The following is a 21,040-nucleotide window of genomic DNA, read 5'->3' as shown; positions in this document are numbered from 1 at the left end:
TGTAAGCAACAAAATTATGCAAATTTATTCATTATATAAATAAAAATTCCAATCAAGGCTTTCTTTAAAATTTTCTAGTTAAGATTTATCAGTGAATATACATCGAATGTATGAAACTTTCCGTTGACATATTTATCATCTTCTAAAGTTCCCTCATATTTAAAACCCGCATTCCGTGCCACGTTTATACTCTTCACATTATCTGGTTCTACTTGAATTGTTAACTTATGCAAATTCAATTTCTCAAAACCATATAATTCAATTTGTTTTACACTTTGACTCATTATTCCTTGACCAACATATTCATTACCTAACCAGTAGCCAATATCCGCATGCTTATTACGCCGATCAATATCATGTAAATCTATCATACCCACAACGTTATTATTCTTTTCTATTACAAACGGGTACATTGTCCCTTTTTCTAATCCTTTAAGGGCATTTTTTACAAAGAAAACTTCATCTTCTATTTTTTTTACTTCTAATGCCCACGGTAAAAATTTCCCTATTGTTTCACGTGAATTATTAATTAAGTTAAACAGCGACCTCACATCTGCTTTTGTAATTAATCTAATTTCACATTCATTCATAAAATTAACTCCCTGATATTAAAAAAACTTGATTAAAAATATCATAATCAAGTTTCTTGGCATTATTTTGGCATCCTTTAGCCGATATCGGCTACAATTCCATTCAATAATTAAAATTACTGCACATGCCTATTTTTCAGCCTTATTAAATCAATATTTAACTTTTTAAGGCTAACCGCAACTATTCGTACTCAACTATATAAATTTATTTGGATCTAATAACGACCTAGATTTTAAACTTCTTGGCATCATTTTAGAATTTTTGAAATAAAAAACCAGAAAAAGCTAGTCAAATACTAAATCATTAGTGTATAGCTTTTTTTAGTGCTTCTCTTAATTCTTTATCACAAGCATATATATATAAACCATCTGTTCCTCTAGTCATTAAAACTCGTAATTCATTTCTAGAAATTATATCGGTAACATTTATTTTAGTGTTATCTCGCAGTGTACGCTTACCGTTCATCTTATCCCAATATCGTTTGCTTTCATCAAACCATATTTCCCTAGTTTCTTTTTTGTATCTTATTGAAGGACCTAAAATAACTCCCGCATAATTTAAATCAAATCCTTGAATAGTAAAAGTTGATCCAACTTCATTAATTGTGTAATCTTTTTCAGCCCAATCTAACGCATCATATTTCCTTTTTTGTCTTTTTTTAAGCTTATTTTTCATATCCATATGATATATTTGTTCGTTCCATGGCATACTCCAATCTCCAATCTGGACTTTCCAGTATTTTTGATCTTGTGGAGCCGGTTTATCTTTAATAAATTTCCAATCATATGTTGCTATTACTCTAGATAACGGCGTTCTCTTATTTAAAGCCTTTTTAATAATGGCTTCATGTAATAATTCAGGCGAATCAAAAGTGCGGATTTCATAATTACAGCTATCTCTATGATTCTTAAGATTTAATTCCCCTAACTTTTTTTCTTTTGATAAATTATCAATCCATTCTAAGGTTTTCAAATCGCAATCCATTCTTAATTGATTTGTCATTTTAATATAATTATTATCACCATTAGCTACATTAGGCCCTTGAGATTGTGCTTTTTCTCTTTTTTTCTCCATGTACTCATTAACATATAGTTGACGCTTATCTAAAATTTGATATTCATCAAACATTATAACCGTTACTCTAGATCGCTTCATTATTTCATCTAACTGTGGCTTACTAAAATTAGAATTATACGCTTGGTTTGTCTGATTCCATAGAAGATGAGCTTCATCCACAAATACTAAATCAACAAGTTCATCTTCATTAGGCAGATATTTACCACTAGAATCTTGTACAGAATGATTTTTTAAAAATGTTGTGGGAACTTGAATTATATCATCAGAATAACCTAATTTTTTAGCCATATTTTTATATACATTTCTTTGTTCCTCTTGATTTATAAGCATATAGCATTTTAAATCTTTAAATAAATCATTATCTAAAATATCATAAAATGTACTACTAGTTAACACCGTTTTCCCCGTGCCAGCTTCTCCTTCTACAAAAATAAGCTGCTCTTTTTTATTAGATAATATCGCATCAACCGTTCTGTCTATAATTAATTGACGAGCTTGTTTTTGATCATCCGTTAAACGATGATTTGGTGATGCTTTATATATTGCAGATTTTTGTATAGCTGACTCTGATAAAAATAATTTATTATTATCCTTTTTCAATCCTTTCCAAATAGAGCTAAATATTTTATCTAAATTTTCATCTCCGGCATAGTTTCCTTGTTCATTTCCACGTCCATTATATGTATGAGTAGTTTCCATAGCTAAGCAAAAATCTATAAGTTTATTCTCGATATCCAACGTTAAAGACTTATTAAAATCCTTGTGTCCAAACAAATAAATCGTTGGTATTACTGGATTACCTTTATCATCAATATCCTCTAACAAATGATGTTGCCAATTACCATTTCCACGTTTATTCTTAGGAATTCTTGCGGCTGCCCAATGTTCTTTAGTTCTAGAGATAATATCATTTGTTTCTCCTATATATATGCTCCATTGATTGTTGAAAATATCTGTTTTACTTCTCCAAACATGTATATATATAACTGGATAATTTAATAATAGATCAGCATCGTGTCCTTTTTCTCTTTTAATATCTTCAGCCAAATGATCTAAATATCCTTGTACTTCTTGTGTTTTATATACTATTAAATTATTTAATCCTCCCATACTATATCTCCTAATAATTTAGTGTATTTTGATACTTAAATTTTTCCTTGTTCTATTTAAAGTCCCAATTTCTATTTTTATTGTATTGTAATTTTGCTTCGATAATTTCCATAGGATCTATCTTTAATTTGTCGCACATGTAAAAAAGATAAATTAAGGTGTCAGCAATCTCTCCTTTTAAATGTTTTTCTTCCTCTTTTGTTAACTGAGTATCCGTTTTTTTCCATTGGAATATCTCCATGATTTCTGAAGCTTCAATATTTACAGACTCTGCCAAATTTTTTAAATTATGATACTTATCCCAACCTCTTTGTGCTTTAAAATTTATGAGATCCTTCATCACTCTTTTATAATCCATTTTTTCTCCTTAAAACATATTTATTAAAAATTTTTATAATTTTATTTTAAACGCTTAATGTTCTTATGTCAATATCTAAATGAAAAACTCGCAAGTTGTATATTGAATAAAAATGAAGATTACTAATACATTGGTATCCTTATCCACTTTTACACTTGTCTATCTTTCCCCTATACCTATTTTAATAATAAAATTGCTGGTACCTTAGTACCCTATTTACTTTTATAACAAAGATTATTAATACTTTAATACTCTTGTATGTTTATCTACTTCTCTACATTTACTCTTATACCCCAAACTATCATTACACTAATATCCTTATCTACTTTTACCTTTATCTACTTATCTCCATTTGATTTCCTGTAAACCATATCAGCTACTATTATCTTGCAGAACAAAAAACCTAACCGGTTAGACGAACACAATTAGATTTAGAAAACATATGATTTTATATTAACTTCTTATTGCAAAACATTGCTGCACCATTTCGTTGAGTGTGGCACAACGTTATTTACGTGGTAGATTAACAAACGATAACGAGTCGCTATCCAGTTATGTATTCAAATCGTCCAATAGTCTTAGACAACCTGTTGGGCGTATTTTTACTTATATAGCTAAAAATTTATCTTATTAATCAACTTTGCATTCTCCCTCATTTCTTTGAAGTCATTCACACTTTGATTATCAAAAACATCATCAAATCTTACAAAATTTTTTTGATAATCGCTTTCTAATATTCCTTTTACCTTTTGAATGCTTTTTTATCGTCAGCTTCTTCTAAATGACACTTTGTTGGTGCACTCTATCTTTTTGCAAAATCAGAAATAAGCTTTGCTCTTTCCCCATCTTTTTGTACCTCAAGTTTAAAATCTATACAGTCTTTGTTCAAACAACTATCTTGAGGATCACATACAGTTAGATAAACACGTCCTGTATGAATATTTTCATCATACTTGATTCCCATTTCTTTAGTTGGAAAATGTCTCTTTTTTAGATAATCAAAGTTTTTAATGATATATTCCAATGATTTGATGGCTTCTTTTTTTGAGGAAATTCAACTTTCTTACATTCTTTTAAAACCGTTTCAATAGATTTCTTAATTTTAAAAAATTCTCTTTTATCTTTACCAGGCAATTTGATTAAAAACATTGGCTTTAAAATCGTATCAATAATAATTTCATCCTTACCCTTACTTAAAGCCATCTGTTTATGCTTTGAATTGGAATCTATCTTAGGTGTAATAAATACTAAATATTCTTTTTCATCTTAATGTAAGCTTGTTGTGCTTTTGCTAAAGTATCGTTATCTTTATTCATTTGGCTTTGAGCATAATTTAATGCTTTAACTGCATCATTATATGCGTCTTGTGCCTTTTGAATTTCTTCTGGACTAACTTGAACTTTCCTCAATTCATCAAACTTGGCTTGATCTTGTTCAAGTTTTTGTTGTAATGCCGTTGGAGTATCATTCTTAATTTGTTCCTTATCTGCATTAACTTGGCTTTGCAAATCATTAACTGTTTGTTGATCATTAGCAACTTGTTGTTTCTGTTGTGCTAATTGATTTTCCAAGCTATTCTTTTGATTTTGCAGATCACTTGTTGATGGAATATCAACTGGAGTTGATTGATATGACTGTGTATCTGGACCGAAGCAGAAGTAAACATTCCCATATTTTTATTCATTTTAAAAAACAAATTTTCTTTTTGCAAGCTCTTGCAATTAGCTTGCTTTGGTATTTTTATTGCAAAGAAACGGCCACCATAATTTTTTCCAAAAATTATTCGGTGACCGTTCTTTGCTAACGAATATTTTTAATAAGTAACTGGTTGGTTAATCGCTTCAATTAAATCAGTTTGAATTAACGGAGCCTTAAAAGGACTTACTGGACCATCATTGATACTAATTAAACCTTGTCCTACTGCATTGCCTAACGGCACTTCAATAATGCAATCTTCAAATAAAAACTTTCTTGCACTTGGTGTACTATTTTCAAGTAAAATTTTAATTCCTAATTGCTCTCGAATTTCCGTTGGAATATTATTGGCATTTGCTTGTTGCACCCCAACCAGCAAATGGAATTTCGCCTGTCTTCCAAGTAAAGCTAACTGTTTTAAATCATTTAACAACTGTTGTTGTTCTTTACGATCTAGCATTGACTTCAACGCCGCTAATTCATCGACTACTACTAAGTGTGATACTAATTGAATATTTGCGTTTTCTTTGTATCTTCGTTGGACTTCCTGCATCTCCTTAACCGTATCATGAAGGACTTTTAACATTTGATCCTTTTGATCGGCAACTGTTATTGCTTAGTATTTTTTATCTTAGCCAAATCTAATTGTTTTGGATCTAGAATTACAATATCCCATCCATTCTTTTTAGCATTGGCAATTAAATACTCAATCAGCATCGTTTTCCCTGAACCGGTGGTTCCACTTACCACACCATGATATTCTTGATCCCAATCAATGATATGATTTTGATCTAAAATAACCTTTGCTTCATGGTTAACTATATTCGCCGTTCTTTGAATTTTAATTTGGTTATCGGCTTGAACATCATTTAAGGTATAAATCATTGAATTCCCTGTTTGAGATAACGCAACATCAGTTACCACATAATTTCGATTAAGATACTTTAACTGACTGGTTAATTGTGTATTAATCGTTTCACTATTCAAAAAACCATTAAACTCTGGAAGTAATTCAATTTCAATTTGTCCTTTAAATCCATGATTATGATTAATGTATAATTAACAAATGGAACTTTTATTTTCCCTCCTCGTCCATATTGATACACACCAACAATCCGATCAACTTCATCTTCCAATAACTTTTTTACTTGCCATAAAATTAACCATCTTTGTATTGAATCACTTAAACCACTATATTTTTTAAATTGTAATTCTTCAACAAAGTGAATCAAATGGTCAATTTCTAAGATTGACCAAAGCGCAGTTAAGGTTACGATCCTCCACTACCCGCCTAAATTAATTAATATAATTAAAGTGCCAATGGCACCTAAACCCCAACTCCATTTAAAATGGCTTTCTTCGTTTAGATCATATACCTTACGGTATCTCAACATATCATTTTTCATATCGCACATAACCTCCTGATTGCCCTCCCTCACTAACCCATAACGATTTATTAAAACTTCAAGTAATCAACAATTTTGCAATTTACAGCTTTAATTGAATAAGATACGTAACCCTTATCTTTAAAACTATACGGAACAACAGATACTTCTGAAAATTCCACAATATCATCAACCTTGATATCTTGGTTAAAGTCCAGCGGTAACTTAACATCTAAAATTCCATCAAATTTAGTAAAGCCTTCTAACAGACCTTTCGGTCGAATTCCAAGTACTTTACATTCTGGCTCACTAGTTTGAAACTTATTCTTTGTCTTTAACCCACGAACTACGACACCTTTTAAATTAATTACATCTTAATTATTGAAATACAATTTCGACATTTAAATGTCCTCCTTATTTATTTGTTGAATTTATTATTAACTAATCATCAAAAAGAAAGTTTAAAACATAACGAAATCTATTTAAGTGAAACTATTTTGGACATAATAGAAAGCCCTAGTCGATTTCTCAACTAGAGCTTCTTTTCTTTGGCATCATTTTGGCACTTTTTAACCGATATCGGCTATAATTCCATCCAATAATTAAAATTACTGTAAATGCCTATTTTACTAAGCCTTATTAAATCAATACTTCACTTTTTAAGGCTACCTGCAACTATTCATATTCGATCGTTGCCGGCGGCTTACTCGTCACGTCGTACAGAACGCGGTTAACGTGGTCGACTTCGTTTACAATCCGGACCGAAATCTTCTGCAGAACGTCCCACGGAATCCGGGCAAAGTCAGCCGTCATTCCGTCAATGGACGTAACCGCCCGGATGGCAATGGCATAGTCGTACGTTCGACCATCGCCCATGACCCCAACGCTCCGAATTCCCGGTAGAACGGTAAAGTACTGCCAGATGTCTTCTTGTAACCCGGCGTTCTTAATCTCTTCCCGGAGGATCGCATCACTGTCCCGAACAATTGCGAGTTTCTCCGGCGTAATGGCCCCAACGACCCGAATTCCCAGACCCGGTCCCGGGAACGGCTGCCGCCATACCAAATCATGCGGTAACCCCAGCTTTTCACCCAGTTCCCGAGCTTCATCCTTAAAGAGCGTCCGCAACGGTTCAATCAGCGTAAACTGCACGTCCTTTGGTAAGCCCCCCACGTTATGGTGGGACTTAATTGTCTGGGCTGTATCCGTTCCACTTTCAATGACGTCCGTGTACAACGTCCCCTGCGCAAGGAAGTCGGCATCCTTCATCTTTGCCGCCTCAGCGTTAAACACCTCAATGAACTCATTGCCGATAATCTTCCGCTTCTGTTCTGGGTCAGTGACCCCCTCAAGTTTGGATAAGAACCGGTCTGCCGCATCAACCTTGTTAATCCGCACGCCCAAGCCCTTATTGAGCGCCGCCATGACCTGGTCCGCCTCGTTTTTCCGCAGCAAGCCGTGATCCACAAAAATGCACGTCAACTGGTCGCCCACTGCCCGGTTTAACAGAGCCGCTGTCACGCTGGAATCAACCCCACCAGACAGCCCAAGAATGACCTTTTTTTCGCCGACTTCTGCACGAATTTTTGCCACCTGCATGTCGATGAAGTCGTCCATCGTCCAGTTGGCCTGCGCGCCACACACATCAAACGCGAAGTGGCGGAGGATCTCGTTACCGTGAATTGTGTTTCGCACCTCAGCGTGGAACTGGATTCCGTACAGCTTCCGTTTTGAATCCTGCATGGCTGCAATCGGGCAATTAGCACTCGTCGCCACTGCCGTAAAGCCGGTGGGAACCTGCATTACCAGGTCACCATGACTCATCCAAACAGTCTGTTGCCGGTCCATCCCAGTAAATAACGCCGCATCATCGCACGTTACCGTAATGTCAGCCTTCCCGTATTCCTTATTATCCGCCGGTTCGACATGTCCGCCAGGAAGCATATTAGCCATTAACTGCATCCCGTAACAGATCCCCAGCACCGGAATCCCCAAGTTGAAAATTTCCGGATCCACCGTGAAGGCCCCGGGATCGTTTACGCTATCCGGTCCCCCGGAGAAAATAATCCCCTTAGGAGCTAGCCGCTTAATCTCCGCCGCCGTCGTCTTGTGTGACATCAACTCGGAGTAAATGCCAAACTCGCGGATCCGCCGGGTAATTAGCTGATTATACTGACTCCCAAAATCCAGCACGAGGATCTTATCGAATGATTGCATATCATGCGCCACGCTCTTCACCTCATTTTAAAATACTTGCTCTCATTGTACATACAAAAAAAAGCCCGGTCAACGGTAATCCCACCAAAACCCGGACATTAATCGGTATTAATTATGCTTTTCGGATTAATAGTTCGGTTACACGGTGCTGGCCGTCCTTTGACAGGATAAGGTCCGCCCGGTTTCTTGTCGGCAAGATATATTCGTGCAGGTTTTTCAAGTTAACGTCCCGCCACACCCGTTTTGCCATCGCAAAGGCCTCCGCCCGTGGTTCCTGCGTATACTGGTAGTAATAGTTATGCGGATCCTTGGCCGCCATTTCCAACAACATTCCAAACCGTTCGAGATACCAGCGCTCAATATCATCCTCTGCCGCATCCACGTATAACGAAAAATCGAAGTAATCGCTTACGTAAACCCGCTCACTTGGTGGCAACTGAAGAACGTTAATTCCCTCTACAATCAAAATGTCAGGGTGATCAACCACATCGAACTTCCCCGGCACCACGTCACTGAGTTCGTGCGAATATACCGGTGCTTGGACCCGAACCCCGTTTTTAATATCATTCAGGAAGGTAATCAGCCTGGGCATATCATAACTTTCCGGAAATCCCTTACGGTCAAACAGCCCCCGCCGGTTTAACTCAGCGTTCGGATAAATGAACCCGTCGGTGGTAATCTGTTGCACCCGTTTGTCCGGAAAAACCTGCCGGAGTAGCAGATTTAACAGCCGAGCAATCGTACTTTTCCCAACCGCAACTGACCCGGCGATCCCTAAAATAAACGGGGCGGGTGCCGGGGTAATTCCCAGTAAAGCTGCTTGAGCTTGTTGGTGCCGCCGCCGTTGACGAAGTTCCATCCCCAAAAGTCGCACTAATGGCAGGTACACCTCCCGCACATCCCTTAGTGATAACTGGTCGTTAACCGACCGGATCGCCGCAAGCTGCTCATTAGTAAGTGCAATTCGCGCAGGCACTTCTAATTGGGCCCATTCCGTCCGGGAAATTCGGTAGTAATTCATTTCATTTTGCATCGCCCCGTTCACCCCCTATTGACGGGCATATTATACCACTCTCCTTTCCCCGAAACGAACCCCAAAAGGGGTAGTGCTTCCCTCCTAAAACGCATATAATAGGAATGCAACTTTTGACGGAGGGACCACAATGATTCGGATTGTTCTTTTTGGGGATAGCATTACCGCTGGTTATACGGACGGCTACCCGTCCAGTAAATTTTCGGACATGCTAAAGGCCAAACTTGGCCGCGAAGACGTTTACTGCTTTAATCGTGGCTTACCGAACAGTACCATTACAGTCGCACTGGAACGACTCCAAGCAGATGTTCTTACAATTGAGCCAAATTACGTGGTGCCGTTCTTTGGGCTGGCGGACGCCCGGCAAAAACAATCCCTTCCAGCATCCACATTTGCCGTGGCCCTCACAAAGCTTGTCCGTCAGATCACCCCGGAAAAGTGCCTGTTAATCACACCGGGGGTGGTTGCAAAAGATTCCCCCGTTAACGTCCGCCTCGAAGAGTACGCTCAAGCTACCCGACAGGTTGCCTCCACCACTCATTGTGATCTCATTCCGTGGCACAACCACATGGCAGCTGCACCAAAGAAAATGCTCCAAGCAGATGGAATCCACTACTCTACCCTAGCGTACGATGAACTAACCACCATGCTAGCTACCCGGTTTAAGCAACGCCTAGCCAGCTTCAATATGATTTCATCAGCCCGTCAATTTATGGGGAAGCGACAAAGCCACGATAATAATTAATTAACGTGATCAACTAAATATAAAATAACAAGGAGGGCGGGACAATAGTCTCAGCCTCCTTGTTATTTATGAATAATCGAATGCTAAAATAACTACTCGGTGCCCTATACTGGCGTTAGCCCGCGTCTTTCACCACGCCGGTTTAACGTTTTAGCACGCCTTTTCTTATCAAATTTGCTTTACCTGGTAACGAGTAGCCTCCACCCGCTCAAATAACGGGCTCGGGGTTCCCGTTACCGTAATCATCAGCCGGTGCATCGCTCGCGAACAAATTGTGTATACTAACTGGCGGTCTGCCTCATCATGGTAGTTATCCGCGCTCGCATCCCACATAACTACCGCGTCAAACTCTAACCCTTTTGCCAGGTACGCTGGTACAATAATCGGGCCGGCAACCAGCCGCTGGTTCTCCGTCTTAATAACGGTCGTAGTCACTCCTGCCTGTTTGAGGTGGCTTGCCAGCCACCGAGCCTCCTTCAGCGTTCGGGTAACCACCGCCGTTGTTTCCTGCCGTTTGTGGTTCTGGCACAAGGTTGCAGCTACCCGGGTAACCAGGACATCCTTCCTTTGCCCTATCACCATTTCAGGAACGGGGCCCTGCCGGTCGAACGCCTCAATGCGCTCCCCGTCAACTAGTAGTTCCCGGGTAAAAGCCGTTAGTTGTTTAGTTGACCGGTAAGATCGCGTTAACTGAACCACCTGAGTTTTTTCCGGATTAAAGAGGGGCCGGAGCTGTTCGAGAAGGGTCCGGCTATTTTCATGTGTGAGAATTGACTGGTTTAGGTCACCTAGCATGGTAAACTTTGCTCGTGGGTACAACTCTTTTAGGTACGCCAACTGGTAAGGCGTATAATCCTGAATTTCATCGATTAGGACGTGGCGCATCTTCCGCATCCCGTGCCGGCCTGTAATCAAGTCATACAAGTCCAAGTACGGGGTCGCGTCTGCAAGGGCGAGGTGCTGGCGCCGGAAAGCCATAATGGTCCGCTGCCCCGCTTGCATCCATTCCGCCGGTGATAGGTGCCACTCCTGTAGGTTAACCAGCCGCGGAATATTTCCCAAAAAATTAACGTACTGCGCGGTTACGTCGATGAAGCGGTTATTCCGAATATCGTCCGCCACCGCCGTAAACCGTTGGGTCACAAATGCTTCTGTTAAAAACTTAAACTCAGCGTCCCCGTCTTCAAAGTCCCGGGGATGATCCCCGTACAGGGCGTTTAATGCATCCTGATCAAGTCCTTGGACTGCCTTTTGGACCGCATCGGTCTTAGCCGTCCGCTTAATTTTTCGCTGAAGCCGCCGGAGGAGCTCTTCCTTCGTCGCAAGCAGTCGGTTGCGGAGATGGTAATTTTCGTTAAAACCATAATAGATTTGCGCGATTATTTCCGGGGAAAAGATTTCTTCTCCATCCAGACAGAGGCCAGTAAACTGCATCCCCCTCTGTTCCAACAGCGTCGCATACTCGTGAAGAACCCGCATAAACTGCAAGCTCTCCTTTAGGCGGTTTACCCGTAGCGTTACGGAATCATCCTGCGCAGTAAACCGCTCCTGCAGCGTTTCAACCCGTAAATGGGGCACACGCCGTTGAAGCGCCTGGTAGTAAGTCATTTGCTCCATGTTATGCTCCCCCATTTCCGGGAGCACGTGGTCAACGTAATCGTTAAAGAGTTGGTTGGGGGAAAACAACACAATCTGCTTAGCAGTAATTTTTCCCCGGTACCGATATAACAAGTAAGCGACCCGCTGCAGAACCGCTGACGTTTTTCCCGAACCCGCAGCTCCCTGAACAAAGAGCAGATCTGCCGTGGTGTTCCGGATAATCCGGTTTTGTTCGTGCTGGATTGTCGTGACGATCCCCTTCATTTTAGTGCCCGAATGCCCCTGTAAGGCCGTCAGTAGCATCTGATCGCCAACCGCTTCGTCCGTGTCAAAAACCGCGGTAATTTTACCGTGTTTAACGTTAAACTGACGCTTTAACGTCACCGTTGCTTGTTGCTCGCCCACCGGCGTTTGGTAGGTCACTTCCCCGAGTCCGCCATCGTAGTAGAGATTGGCCACTGGGGCTCGCCAATCATAAATTAGGAAGTGATCCGGTGTTTCTGCAAAGGATGCTAGTCCAATGTAGATTGTTTCCGGCTTTGGTTCGCCCTCTTCCTGAAAATCAATCCGGGCAAAGTAGGGATGCTCCGCCAATTTTTCTAAAATCGTTAGTTCATGTTGCGCATGCACCTGGGCGTTTTCCCGTTCCTGGAGGAGCTGGTTTTGCTGGCGGACCGCCATGGCAGTATCCATCATTCCGGAATACGTTGACACCTTAAGGCGAACGTTCTTCTTAAAATCCGCATCAACGATTCGTTGTTCTTGCTTCGCCCGGGCGATTTCTTGCCGCCGAACATCTTCGGCTGTCCGAATTTTTTCCACAACGGTATCCATCCGTTGCTGTTCCTGCTGGCGCACATCCTTTTTTGCCACGACAATTCACTCCCTACTAGCCAAATATGTCATTCTATTCTATCACCTTTCATAAGGGGAACCAACTTCTCTTAGTTGAAGTAATTATGCTCCCCCTTAGAAGCAAAATTTGCTATCATGCTATCATAATCATTAACAGTAATCTTAAGGGGGATTCTTGTGTCCGAATTAATCCACGTTTTACTACATTTTGACCAATACCTGCTTCCCGCAATCCACGCATTAGGCGGATGGACATACGTGGTGCTATTTATCATGGTCTTTATGGAAACGGGGCTTGTATTTTTAGCATTCCTCCCGGGCGAATCATTAGTATTTTTAACTAGTTCACTCGCCGCCCTTTCACCGGTACTTGATATTCGGCTCCTCGTTCCCCTCTTTTTCTGCGCGGCTTTGCTCGGTGATACGGTCAACTTTACCTTAGGACGGCTAGTAGGCGACCGCCCGTGGTTTCGGCGCCTGCTTTCGTACCAAAAACGTTACCAAACCCAACAGTTTCTGCACCGTCACGGCGGTAAAACGGTAATCTTTGGTCGCTTTATCCCAGTCATTCGTGCGTTTCTTCCGCTAGCTCTCGGGACGAGCGGGATGGACTACCGGCGGTTTAGCTGGTATAACTTCTGGGGCGTATTTCTCTGGACGGCATTGTGTTCAGGAATCGGCTACTTCTTTGGCCGCATCCCGTTTGTTCAGCACCACTTTACCGCCGTCTTTCTGGGAATTATCGTGATACTCGCCAGCGCTCCAGCTTTCACTCACCTAATACAACATGTTCGTAAAAGCCATTAAGAGATTAAAAGAGGTTCAACCATGAATTTATCGCTTGTTATCGTTACCTTAGCCGCATTTGCAACCCCCATGTTGCTCTCACGGTTTAAACTCAGTATCATTCCCACCTCTGTAGCAGAAATCATCGTGGGAATTATCCTGGGCCAGAGCTGCCTAAACATTATCCACATTAACAGCCTCCTTAGTGATTCCTCTACTCTGGGGGTCATTCTTCTGCTGTTTTTAAGCGGAATGGAAATCGACTTCTCCCTTTTTCAACGAAACCGGGAACCGCGCACCCCGCTTGAAAAGAAGGTTGCCCGCCAGCAGTCCAAACAGCTTTCGCCCGTTCTAACCGCCATAATCGCGTATGCCCTGTGCGTGGTAACATCATTTGCCCTTGCTCTGATTTTTAAGGTTACCGGCCTCTTTAACGATATCTGGTTAGCGACAATTCTCCTGGCCACCATCGCCTTAGGATTGGTCATTTCCCTCTTAAAGGAAAACAACCTCCTCAGTAAGCCGTACGGCCAAACTATCCTGTTAATCGCGGTCTTAGGGGAAGTTATCCCTATGCTAGCGTTGACGGTATACGCCGCACTGTATGCCGGAAAGGGTTCCAGCCTGTGGCTCATTTCATTACTCTTCATTGCCGGGGCAATTCTTTTCCGCCGGTTCAAATCGTTTTTCACGTTCTTTGACCGGATAAACAAACCTACCACCCAGGTTGATATGCGCCTGGCATTCTTTGTAATTGTCACCCTCGTGGTCATTGCAGAGGCTACCGGAGCTGAAAACATTCTGGGCGCGTTCATCGCTGGTATTGTAGTTAAGCTTCTTGAACCTAAGCGAGAAACCCTCCACAAGCTGGATTCCATCGGCTACGGATTTTTCATTCCGGTGTTCTTTATCCTCACCGGAGTCAAACTCAACATTCCGGTCCTTCTAACCAGTCCCAGGGTACTAATCATGATTGTCGTCATTTTCGGCGCCTTCCTTCTAGCAAAGCTCCCCGTTTACATTGGACTACGGCTCCGATTTAACCAGGCCAATTCCTTGATGGGGGCAATACTATCGGGAACCACCATCACCTTAATCCTTGCCGCCCTCGAAGTCGCCCGGGAACTCCACGCCATTACGACGGCACAGTCCGGCGCTTTCTTACTAGCAGCAATCCTCACGTGCGTTATTTGCCCGCTGCTTTTCAACCGCGGGTACCATCCTGCTCCAGAAGACAACCACAAGACAACGGTTCATATCATCGGGGTGGGCTTAGTCACCGTTGCGGCTAGCCAACAACTTGAAAATGACTGGTATGCCATCCAACTATACACAAATATTGCCCGGAACTACTCCACGTATAATTCGGAGGCCAACTTAACGCTTTTAGATTCGCTTGAGCCAAAGGATTTAATTAGCAACCAGGTTTTCGATACCGATGTCTTAGTCCTTTGCCATGGCGATAGTAACGTTAATTATCGGCTTGCTGTCGCTGCCAAAAAGTACGGTGTCAAGCGTGTCATTACCCGGTTCGAAAACCGCGATCCGCTCAGCACTCACGAGGAAACCCTTCAGCGGTTGGGCATAGAATTTTACAGTATGTTTGACTTTAACGTCGGGGGACTGCGTTCCCTCATTACGAGTCCGTCAACACTGAAGCTCATTACCAGTCCGGACGCCCGCCTCTACGAGGTAGTTGTGAACAATTCAATCTTTGACGGCATGGAAATCCGTTACTTACCGTTTATTAACGACATTACAATCTCTCGAATTTTCCGAACAAAACGGGCAATTGCGCCGCATGGTAATACCCGCCTGCAACTGGGAGACCACATCATCTTCTCGGGGAACCCTGCGGATGTCCGTGGAATCAAGCGGTTAGTCGAACAAGACTAAAAAAGCGGTCACCCCAATTGTCGGTGACCTTTTTTAAAGGGCTTAATTCCCTAATCAAGCCCCACTTAGCCCCCGCAGACAAATTAATAAGCCCCTCCTTGGTTAGCCGAATATCCACCCGCTTTTCATAAACTCCGCTTAGTGCCTTGGGTTTCTTAACGGCAGCGCACCTTATGCTATACTTAACCCAACCACTACACAGTAAGGAAGGCGATTCAATGACATTTTCAGTCTATATGGTGCGACACGGACAAACCCAACTCAATAAGTACCGGCGAATGCAGGGCTGGTGCGATTCCCCGTTAACCAATAAGGGGATTATGGACGCTCACAAGGCAGGCCGGCACCTCGCCCAGGTCAAATTCGACCGCATCTACCACAGTGATATGACTCGGACTGCCCGAACCTGCAAAATTATTATGGACGAAAACCAGGCCACCCCACAGTTGGGCACCCCGACTGCACTCTCCTATTTCCGTGAACAGTGCTACGGCTACTTTGAGGGACAAGATTCCGCCAACACATGGATTATGGTGGGGATGCCACACGGTTGTAAGACATTCGAGGAACTTATCACTAAGTTTTCCTTAGAAAAATCCCGGGACATGATGAAAGCCGTTGATCCGTTTCATGACAGCGAAAGTGACGCCGAATTTTGGAATCGCGTGGATGCCGGTTTTAATTTTCTCCGCCAAAACCACCGTGATGGCGACCATGTCTTGCTTGTCAGTCACGGAACGTGCATCCGGAGTATTGTTCACCGGTACGCCCCAGAAATCGACATCATTAAGGAACGGCCATTGAACGGATCGGTTACCAAGTTGACCGTTTCACCGGATAATATTCAGGTTGCCTACTACAACCATTACCGTGACAATCAGAAATACTGAGTCTCCGGTCGTTCGGGTGTATAATGACGGTGATTGAAATAAACGAGGTGAGATTGGATGGAAAGTGTGTTGGATACCCCTCCCGAGCCCGTGATTATTTGCGGGATTGAGAATGAACAAACGGACTTTGAATACACGATGGACGAACTAGGAAAGCTGGCAACCGCCAATAACATGCAGGTTGTTGGCGATGTGCGCCAAAAGCTCGAAAAACCAATAGCTGCCACCTACTTTGGCTCCGGCAAAGCAGAAGAAATCGGGCGGGCAGGCACCGCACTGGAAGCAACCACCCTGGTAGTAAATGACGAGCTGACACCCACCCAGATCCGAAACCTCGAAGACATTACCAACATGACCGTCATGGACCGGACTGCCTTAATCCTCGCCATTTTTGCCTCCCGGGCCCATACCCGTGAAGCAAAAATCCAGGTCAAGATCGCCCAACTTCAGTACCAACTTCCCCGGTTACATACCGCTGGTGCTGAAAAACTCGACCAACAGTCTGCCGGCGGAATGAGTAACCGGGGCTCCGGGGAAACCCAGCACGAAATGGACCGGCGAGTCATCGAAAAGCGCATTAGTGCCCTTAATAAAGAACTACGGGATATTGCTAAGGAACAACAAATTAAACGGAAACTCCGTGATAATTCGGGATTAAAGAGTGTCGCCCTCGTGGGATACACGAATGCCGGAAAATCAACGACCATGAACGGCCTTTTAAACCTCGTCGATAATGAAGGGGCGGTCAAATCGGTTTTCACGAAAGACATGCTATTTGCAACGCTTGATACAGCGGTCCGCCGGCTTAAGTTTGCCGACAACAAGGAAATCCTTCTCAGCGATACCGTCGGGTTTGTCAGCAAACTCCCCCACCAACTCATAAAGGCCTTCCGGAGCACGCTTGCCGAAGCGGCCCAAGCCGACCTGCTCGTCCAGGTGATTGATGCGGCGGACCCCCACGCCCCCGAAATGGTAAAAACTACTGAACGTACTCTGAAGGAAATTGGGGTTACCAACATTCCGATGATTTACGCGTACAACAAGGCGGATAAAACAGGGCAGCCTTACCCGTTACTAACCGGGCAACAACTGACCTACAGTGCGCAAGACGAAGAATCACTCCGCACCTTGATTACTGCAATTAAGAAGGAATTGTTTAAGGATAACGAGCAACACACCTATCTGATTCCGTTTAGCCAGGGTCGATTCTTGGAGCTCCTCAACACACACGCCACCATCATTAAAACCTCCTATGAGGAAGACGGCACGCGGATTACCGCTGAGGTTTCCCCGGAAATGGCGGGCCGTCTTCACCAATTTATCGCCGATTAATTTTAATTCACCATTACAAAAACTCCGTGAATTTACCGGATTACCGGATTACCGGCTAATTCACGGAGTTTTATTATTTAATTATTTCCAAAAATCACGGAATCCAGAATGCTTCTGTTGGGCCTGTCGGCGCCGAAGAGGAGGCTCATTTCCCGCTTCGCTAGACCGCCGAAACGCACGCTGGGAAGCCTGCTCTTCAGCTTCCATTTCTTGGGCCTGCGTTCGATGAAGGGAATGTGGCTCCTCGTTTTCCGAACCGAATGTCGTTACATGCTGGCGCTGACTTCCCCGCTCGCGATAGGCCACCTTAATATCCAAATCAAAATCCCGGGCCTGCACTATAACGTCAGAGCGCCCTGCAAACTTATACGGTCCCTTAATAATTGCCGCGGACGCCAGGTACAGGTGGTATCGCTCCATTGCTTCGACCGCCGGCAAGAGCCCAACCGTTTTAACCCGTCCGAGGGGCAGCCGTTCCATCTGGTTAACGCCCCCGTAAACCTCAAGGTACTTCCCCGTTTGAACAAGTTCATAGTATGGAAGAGTGACCGGCGCACTTAACGCCGCCTGCCGCTTCCCACTCCGATAAATTTCCTGGTTAGACTTCCCGTCATAATCCAGCTGCAAATAGCCCTTCCGCTCAAGGTCATTAACAACCTGCTGAATATTAGCCCGTTCCCGGGAGGAAGCGGTAATCACTGCCGGCAAAAATTCCTGATCATCGTCAAACAACCCGTTGGTTTGAATGTAACCCGGCTGAATCCCGGTACTCCGTCGCATTTTTCCCTCTTCCGCCGCTTCCGGGGGAGCGATGTGTAGCCACCGCTCAATTACCGGGGAAATATCGTAGCGGGACTTCTTATCCTTCGTAAAGTAGTATAAGATATTCAGGTACGAAAAATACGCCGCAACCGCAAACGCGAGGATAAACAGGAAACCGCGAAGGTAAAAACCATTTGCAAAGAACCGAAGGGCAACGTACAACAGATACAGATTCCCGAGGGCCCCTAAAACTGTATAAATCCGGTTCTTTAGCTTAACGTTCACGTTAATATAGCCGAGATAGCTACTGATGATACTTAAGAAATTAAACATCTACCGGACCCCCTTAATTCCCGGCCTGTTGGTTAGTAGCACCCTGCTGGTTACCCTGCTGAGCTGGTTGCTGCGCTCCGTTTGTGTCGTTTTGTTCATCGTTGGTGTTCATGTGGTACGTCCGGCCACCACCCTGCTCGTTCTTTCCGGTATCGCCTTGACCCCCGGTATTACTTTGCTGGTTATCATCCTGCTGATTATTCGCCTGCTGGTTGTTCACCTGTTGGTTATTATTCTCCTGTTGTTGGTTTGACGCCTGAGAACGATCCTCCTGGGCCTTATCATGTGATGGCGTTGTTGCTGGCTTTTCGCTCTTCACCGGCGCCGGCGTAGAACTAACCTGTTCCTGTCGTGGTTTACCCTCAACCGTTCCCGTCGCACGGTTTACCACGACGTTCGTCGCGCCAAGCGCGAGAACTGCCGATAAAACCGCGAACGGGGTGATAAACGGTGCTGGTCTGTAGGCCATATTCAACCCCTCCATTTCGCTAATTTTCTCTATCCTACTACAAAATCACGCGTAGGGTACCAAACTTTTATTAAGATTTGTCGGTCTGGTGCACACACTGTGCACATAAGCCATACACCTCAAAGTGGTGGTCTTCCAGTTGGCATCCAGGAAGCTGGTCCCCTACCAAATCCGCTGGACACACCTCAACCTCAATTACCCGACCACACCGCCGGCAAATAAAGTGATGGTGATGAGTATGCTGGAAATCACACTGGTATTTAACGCACATTCCGTGAACTCTAGTCTGGGTTTCAATAATTCCCAGTTCACTGAATTCCTTGATGTTGCGGTAAATCGTGTTATGACTCATCCCGGGAAACAGGCGGTGCATGTACTCATCAACCACCGTTACATCAACATACTGCTGCTCAAACTGACTTAGATACGTCAATAACGCGCGCCGCTGTTTCGTTACTTTGTAATGGTTCTGCCGGAGAAGGATTAGCGCCTCTTTAATCATGACTGGCCGCCTCCTTATAAATGATAATTGTTACTATTTACCGATAACGTAATCGTACCACAATTTAACCCCGGCGCAAACCGAGTTACCTTGTTGCCCTCCTTTGCCGATGGATTGCGTCCTTTAGGATAAACGGCGTTATAAACGTCGTCAGAATGATTACCATAATCACACTGGAGTAGAACCGTGCCGAAAGTAAGTGCGCCGTGTACCCGACTTGCGCAATGATTAACGCCATTTCTCCCCGGGAGACCATTCCCGCACCAATTACGTTAGCAGCATACATATCCATTCCCAGTAAGCGGGCACCAGCACCGCAGCCCACCCACTTGGTAATAAGGGCCAGCAGCGTCATAATCACCACGAAAAAGAGATTTTCCCCAAACCCCTTAAAGGTCATGTTTAAGCCGATACTAACAAAGAACACGGGAATAAATACCGCGTACCCAATCGGTTCAATACTAGAGTCAATTTCCTGCTTATACGGCGTTTGGGCAACTGCCACCCCCGCAAAAAACGCACCAACCACGTCACTCAGGCCAGCCAACTCTGCAAGGTACGCCATTCCTAAACAAATCACCAGTGACATTAACACCACGGAAGACGACACACTTAACCGCTCGCCAAGGTGCATTAACCGCGGAGCAATCCACTTAACAAGGAAGAAAATCCCAACAAAGTACACCACTTGGAAGAGAAAGCCTAGCCATAAATTAGACTGTACGTGGCCCCCGTCAGCCTTAGAAACGTCACTGAAACAACTAACTAACAAGCTCAGCAACAAAACGGCGATAATATCATCAATTACCGCAGCGCCTAAAATCGTTGTTCCTTCCGTCGAATCCAGGCGTTTAAGTTCTTTGAGAACCTCCACGGAAATGCTGACGGACGTTGCAGCAAAGAGAACCCCTAAAAAAATGGCCTCCTCCTGACTAAAGTGAAAAGCAAGCCCCAAAAGATAAAACAAGCCAACAGGCAAAACAACCCCACAAACTGCTACCGCCAAGGCCGGCTTAAAGAAGCGCTTAAGGAGGCCCAAATCACTTTCTAATCCCGCAATAAACATCAGAATAATTACCCCAATTTCGGCAAACATGTGTACGAACGCAGTCGCCCTTACGATTCCCAAACAAGCCGGCCCTACAACAATTCCCACCAGTAACTGTCCGATTACCGCCGGAATTCCCCAACGCCGGCTCAGGTGTCCGGCGATGGCTGTTGCTAATAAAATAACGCATAGAATTCCAAGGTACTCCATTTCCCCACTACTCCTTCATCATCATGCCATCGTAACAATATAATCTACGCTTAATTATACCGATTTCGGCATTAAACCGGTAATTTTGTCCTAAAGCTTGCTATAATAAACGCAATTACTGACCATTATTTTTGAATCAGGGTGCGC

The 21,040-nt window shown here is 43.5% G+C and carries 21 protein-coding genes; 5 read left to right on the top strand and 16 right to left on the bottom strand.

Features of this window, described 5'->3' with window-relative positions; all coding sequences use genetic code 11:
- Nucleotides 1-74: 74 nt before the first annotated feature.
- The 11 genes from ACI3EZ_RS06630 to coaA all read right to left on the bottom strand — a co-directional run bounded on the left by ACI3EZ_RS06630 (nucleotide 75) and on the right by coaA (nucleotide 9,466).
- The gene (locus ACI3EZ_RS06630) at nucleotides 75-590 is read right to left on the bottom strand and encodes a GNAT family N-acetyltransferase (protein ID WP_405025906.1); all 516 of its coding nucleotides are present in this window, start codon (nucleotides 588-590) and stop codon (nucleotides 75-77) included.
- A 304-nt stretch (nucleotides 591-894) separates the two neighbouring features.
- The gene (locus ACI3EZ_RS06625; protein WP_405025905.1) at nucleotides 895-2,778 is read right to left on the bottom strand and encodes a DNA/RNA helicase domain-containing protein; all 1,884 of its coding nucleotides are present in this window, start codon (nucleotides 2,776-2,778) and stop codon (nucleotides 895-897) included.
- Between the two features lie 52 nt (nucleotides 2,779-2,830).
- Nucleotides 2,831-3,136, bottom strand: a complete 306-nt coding sequence (locus ACI3EZ_RS06620; RefSeq protein ID WP_405025904.1) for a nucleotide pyrophosphohydrolase — start codon at nucleotides 3,134-3,136, stop codon at nucleotides 2,831-2,833.
- A gap of 802 nt (nucleotides 3,137-3,938) precedes the next feature.
- On the bottom strand, nucleotides 3,939-4,160 hold the full coding sequence (locus tag ACI3EZ_RS06615; RefSeq protein ID WP_405025903.1) for a hypothetical protein: 222 nt from the start codon (nucleotides 4,158-4,160) through the stop codon (nucleotides 3,939-3,941).
- Nucleotides 4,127-4,339, bottom strand: coding sequence for a hypothetical protein (locus ACI3EZ_RS06610; protein WP_405025902.1), 213 nt, complete (start codon nucleotides 4,337-4,339; stop codon nucleotides 4,127-4,129). Before ACI3EZ_RS06610 ends, ACI3EZ_RS06615 begins: the two co-directional genes overlap by 34 nt.
- Nucleotides 4,340-4,383: 44 nt before the next feature.
- Complete coding sequence (locus tag ACI3EZ_RS06605; RefSeq protein WP_405025901.1) at nucleotides 4,384-4,707, bottom strand: hypothetical protein; 324 nt, start codon at nucleotides 4,705-4,707, stop codon at nucleotides 4,384-4,386.
- 242 nt (nucleotides 4,708-4,949) lie between these two features.
- Nucleotides 4,950-5,417 (bottom strand): hypothetical protein, encoded by a 468-nt coding sequence (locus ACI3EZ_RS06600; RefSeq protein ID WP_405025900.1) that lies wholly within the window; start codon nucleotides 5,415-5,417, stop codon nucleotides 4,950-4,952.
- A 23-nt stretch (nucleotides 5,418-5,440) separates the two neighbouring features.
- Nucleotides 5,441-5,818: a helicase HerA domain-containing protein gene (locus ACI3EZ_RS06595; RefSeq protein ID WP_405025899.1), complete on the bottom strand. Its 378-nt coding sequence runs from the start codon at nucleotides 5,816-5,818 to the stop codon at nucleotides 5,441-5,443.
- Between the two features lie 296 nt (nucleotides 5,819-6,114).
- Nucleotides 6,115-6,237: a hypothetical protein gene (locus ACI3EZ_RS06590; protein ID WP_405025898.1), complete on the bottom strand. Its 123-nt coding sequence runs from the start codon at nucleotides 6,235-6,237 to the stop codon at nucleotides 6,115-6,117.
- A 654-nt stretch (nucleotides 6,238-6,891) separates the two neighbouring features.
- The gene (gene guaA, locus ACI3EZ_RS06585; protein ID WP_405024756.1) at nucleotides 6,892-8,433 is read right to left on the bottom strand and encodes a glutamine-hydrolyzing GMP synthase; all 1,542 of its coding nucleotides are present in this window, start codon (nucleotides 8,431-8,433) and stop codon (nucleotides 6,892-6,894) included.
- Nucleotides 8,434-8,545: 112 nt separating this feature from the next.
- On the bottom strand, nucleotides 8,546-9,466 hold the full coding sequence (coaA, locus tag ACI3EZ_RS06580; RefSeq protein WP_405025897.1) for a type I pantothenate kinase: 921 nt from the start codon (nucleotides 9,464-9,466) through the stop codon (nucleotides 8,546-8,548).
- 130 nt (nucleotides 9,467-9,596) lie between these two features.
- Here coaA and ACI3EZ_RS06575 point away from each other — a divergent pair, with 130 nt between their 5' ends.
- Nucleotides 9,597-10,211 carry an SGNH/GDSL hydrolase family protein gene (locus ACI3EZ_RS06575; RefSeq protein ID WP_405025896.1) on the top strand — a complete coding sequence of 205 codons (615 nt, stop codon included), beginning with the start codon at nucleotides 9,597-9,599 and terminating at the stop codon, nucleotides 10,209-10,211.
- Between the two features lie 168 nt (nucleotides 10,212-10,379).
- Here the strand turns inward: ACI3EZ_RS06575 and helD are convergent, their stop codons facing one another.
- Nucleotides 10,380-12,683 (bottom strand): RNA polymerase recycling motor HelD, encoded by a 2,304-nt coding sequence (gene helD / locus ACI3EZ_RS06570; protein ID WP_405025895.1) that lies wholly within the window; start codon nucleotides 12,681-12,683, stop codon nucleotides 10,380-10,382.
- Between the two features lie 159 nt (nucleotides 12,684-12,842).
- Between helD and ACI3EZ_RS06565 the strand changes: the two genes are divergently transcribed.
- The 4 genes from ACI3EZ_RS06565 to hflX all read left to right on the top strand — a co-directional run bounded on the left by ACI3EZ_RS06565 (nucleotide 12,843) and on the right by hflX (nucleotide 17,569).
- A complete protein-coding gene (locus ACI3EZ_RS06565; RefSeq protein WP_405025894.1) occupies nucleotides 12,843-13,472 on the top strand; it encodes a VTT domain-containing protein in 630 nt (209 codons plus the stop codon).
- 21 nt (nucleotides 13,473-13,493) lie between these two features.
- Complete coding sequence (locus ACI3EZ_RS06560; RefSeq protein ID WP_405025893.1) at nucleotides 13,494-15,347, top strand: monovalent cation:proton antiporter family protein; 1,854 nt, start codon at nucleotides 13,494-13,496, stop codon at nucleotides 15,345-15,347.
- A gap of 218 nt (nucleotides 15,348-15,565) precedes the next feature.
- Nucleotides 15,566-16,237, top strand: a complete 672-nt coding sequence (locus tag ACI3EZ_RS06555; RefSeq protein ID WP_405025892.1) for a histidine phosphatase family protein — start codon at nucleotides 15,566-15,568, stop codon at nucleotides 16,235-16,237.
- Between the two features lie 57 nt (nucleotides 16,238-16,294).
- Nucleotides 16,295-17,569, top strand: a complete 1,275-nt coding sequence (gene hflX, locus ACI3EZ_RS06550; RefSeq protein WP_405025891.1) for a GTPase HflX — start codon at nucleotides 16,295-16,297, stop codon at nucleotides 17,567-17,569.
- A gap of 81 nt (nucleotides 17,570-17,650) precedes the next feature.
- Here the strand turns inward: hflX and ACI3EZ_RS06545 are convergent, their stop codons facing one another.
- From ACI3EZ_RS06545 to ACI3EZ_RS06530, 4 genes are all read right to left on the bottom strand, one after another.
- Nucleotides 17,651-18,664, bottom strand: a complete 1,014-nt coding sequence (locus ACI3EZ_RS06545; protein ID WP_405025890.1) for a DUF6681 family protein — start codon at nucleotides 18,662-18,664, stop codon at nucleotides 17,651-17,653.
- 13 nt (nucleotides 18,665-18,677) lie between these two features.
- On the bottom strand, nucleotides 18,678-19,133 hold the full coding sequence (locus tag ACI3EZ_RS06540; protein ID WP_405025889.1) for a hypothetical protein: 456 nt from the start codon (nucleotides 19,131-19,133) through the stop codon (nucleotides 18,678-18,680).
- Between the two features lie 70 nt (nucleotides 19,134-19,203).
- The gene (locus ACI3EZ_RS06535) at nucleotides 19,204-19,635 is read right to left on the bottom strand and encodes a Fur family transcriptional regulator (protein ID WP_405024726.1); all 432 of its coding nucleotides are present in this window, start codon (nucleotides 19,633-19,635) and stop codon (nucleotides 19,204-19,206) included.
- An 85-nt stretch (nucleotides 19,636-19,720) separates the two neighbouring features.
- Nucleotides 19,721-20,893: a cation:proton antiporter gene (locus ACI3EZ_RS06530; protein WP_405024727.1), complete on the bottom strand. Its 1,173-nt coding sequence runs from the start codon at nucleotides 20,891-20,893 to the stop codon at nucleotides 19,721-19,723.
- Between the last annotated feature and the right edge of the window lie 147 nt (nucleotides 20,894-21,040).

The sequence above is a fragment of the Ligilactobacillus sp. LYQ60 genome, assembly GCF_045033015.1.
Taxonomy (GTDB): Bacteria; Bacillota; Bacilli; order Lactobacillales; family Lactobacillaceae; genus Ligilactobacillus.
Note: the sequence above shows the minus strand (reverse complement) of the source record. Positions and strands in the feature narration are given on the sequence as shown.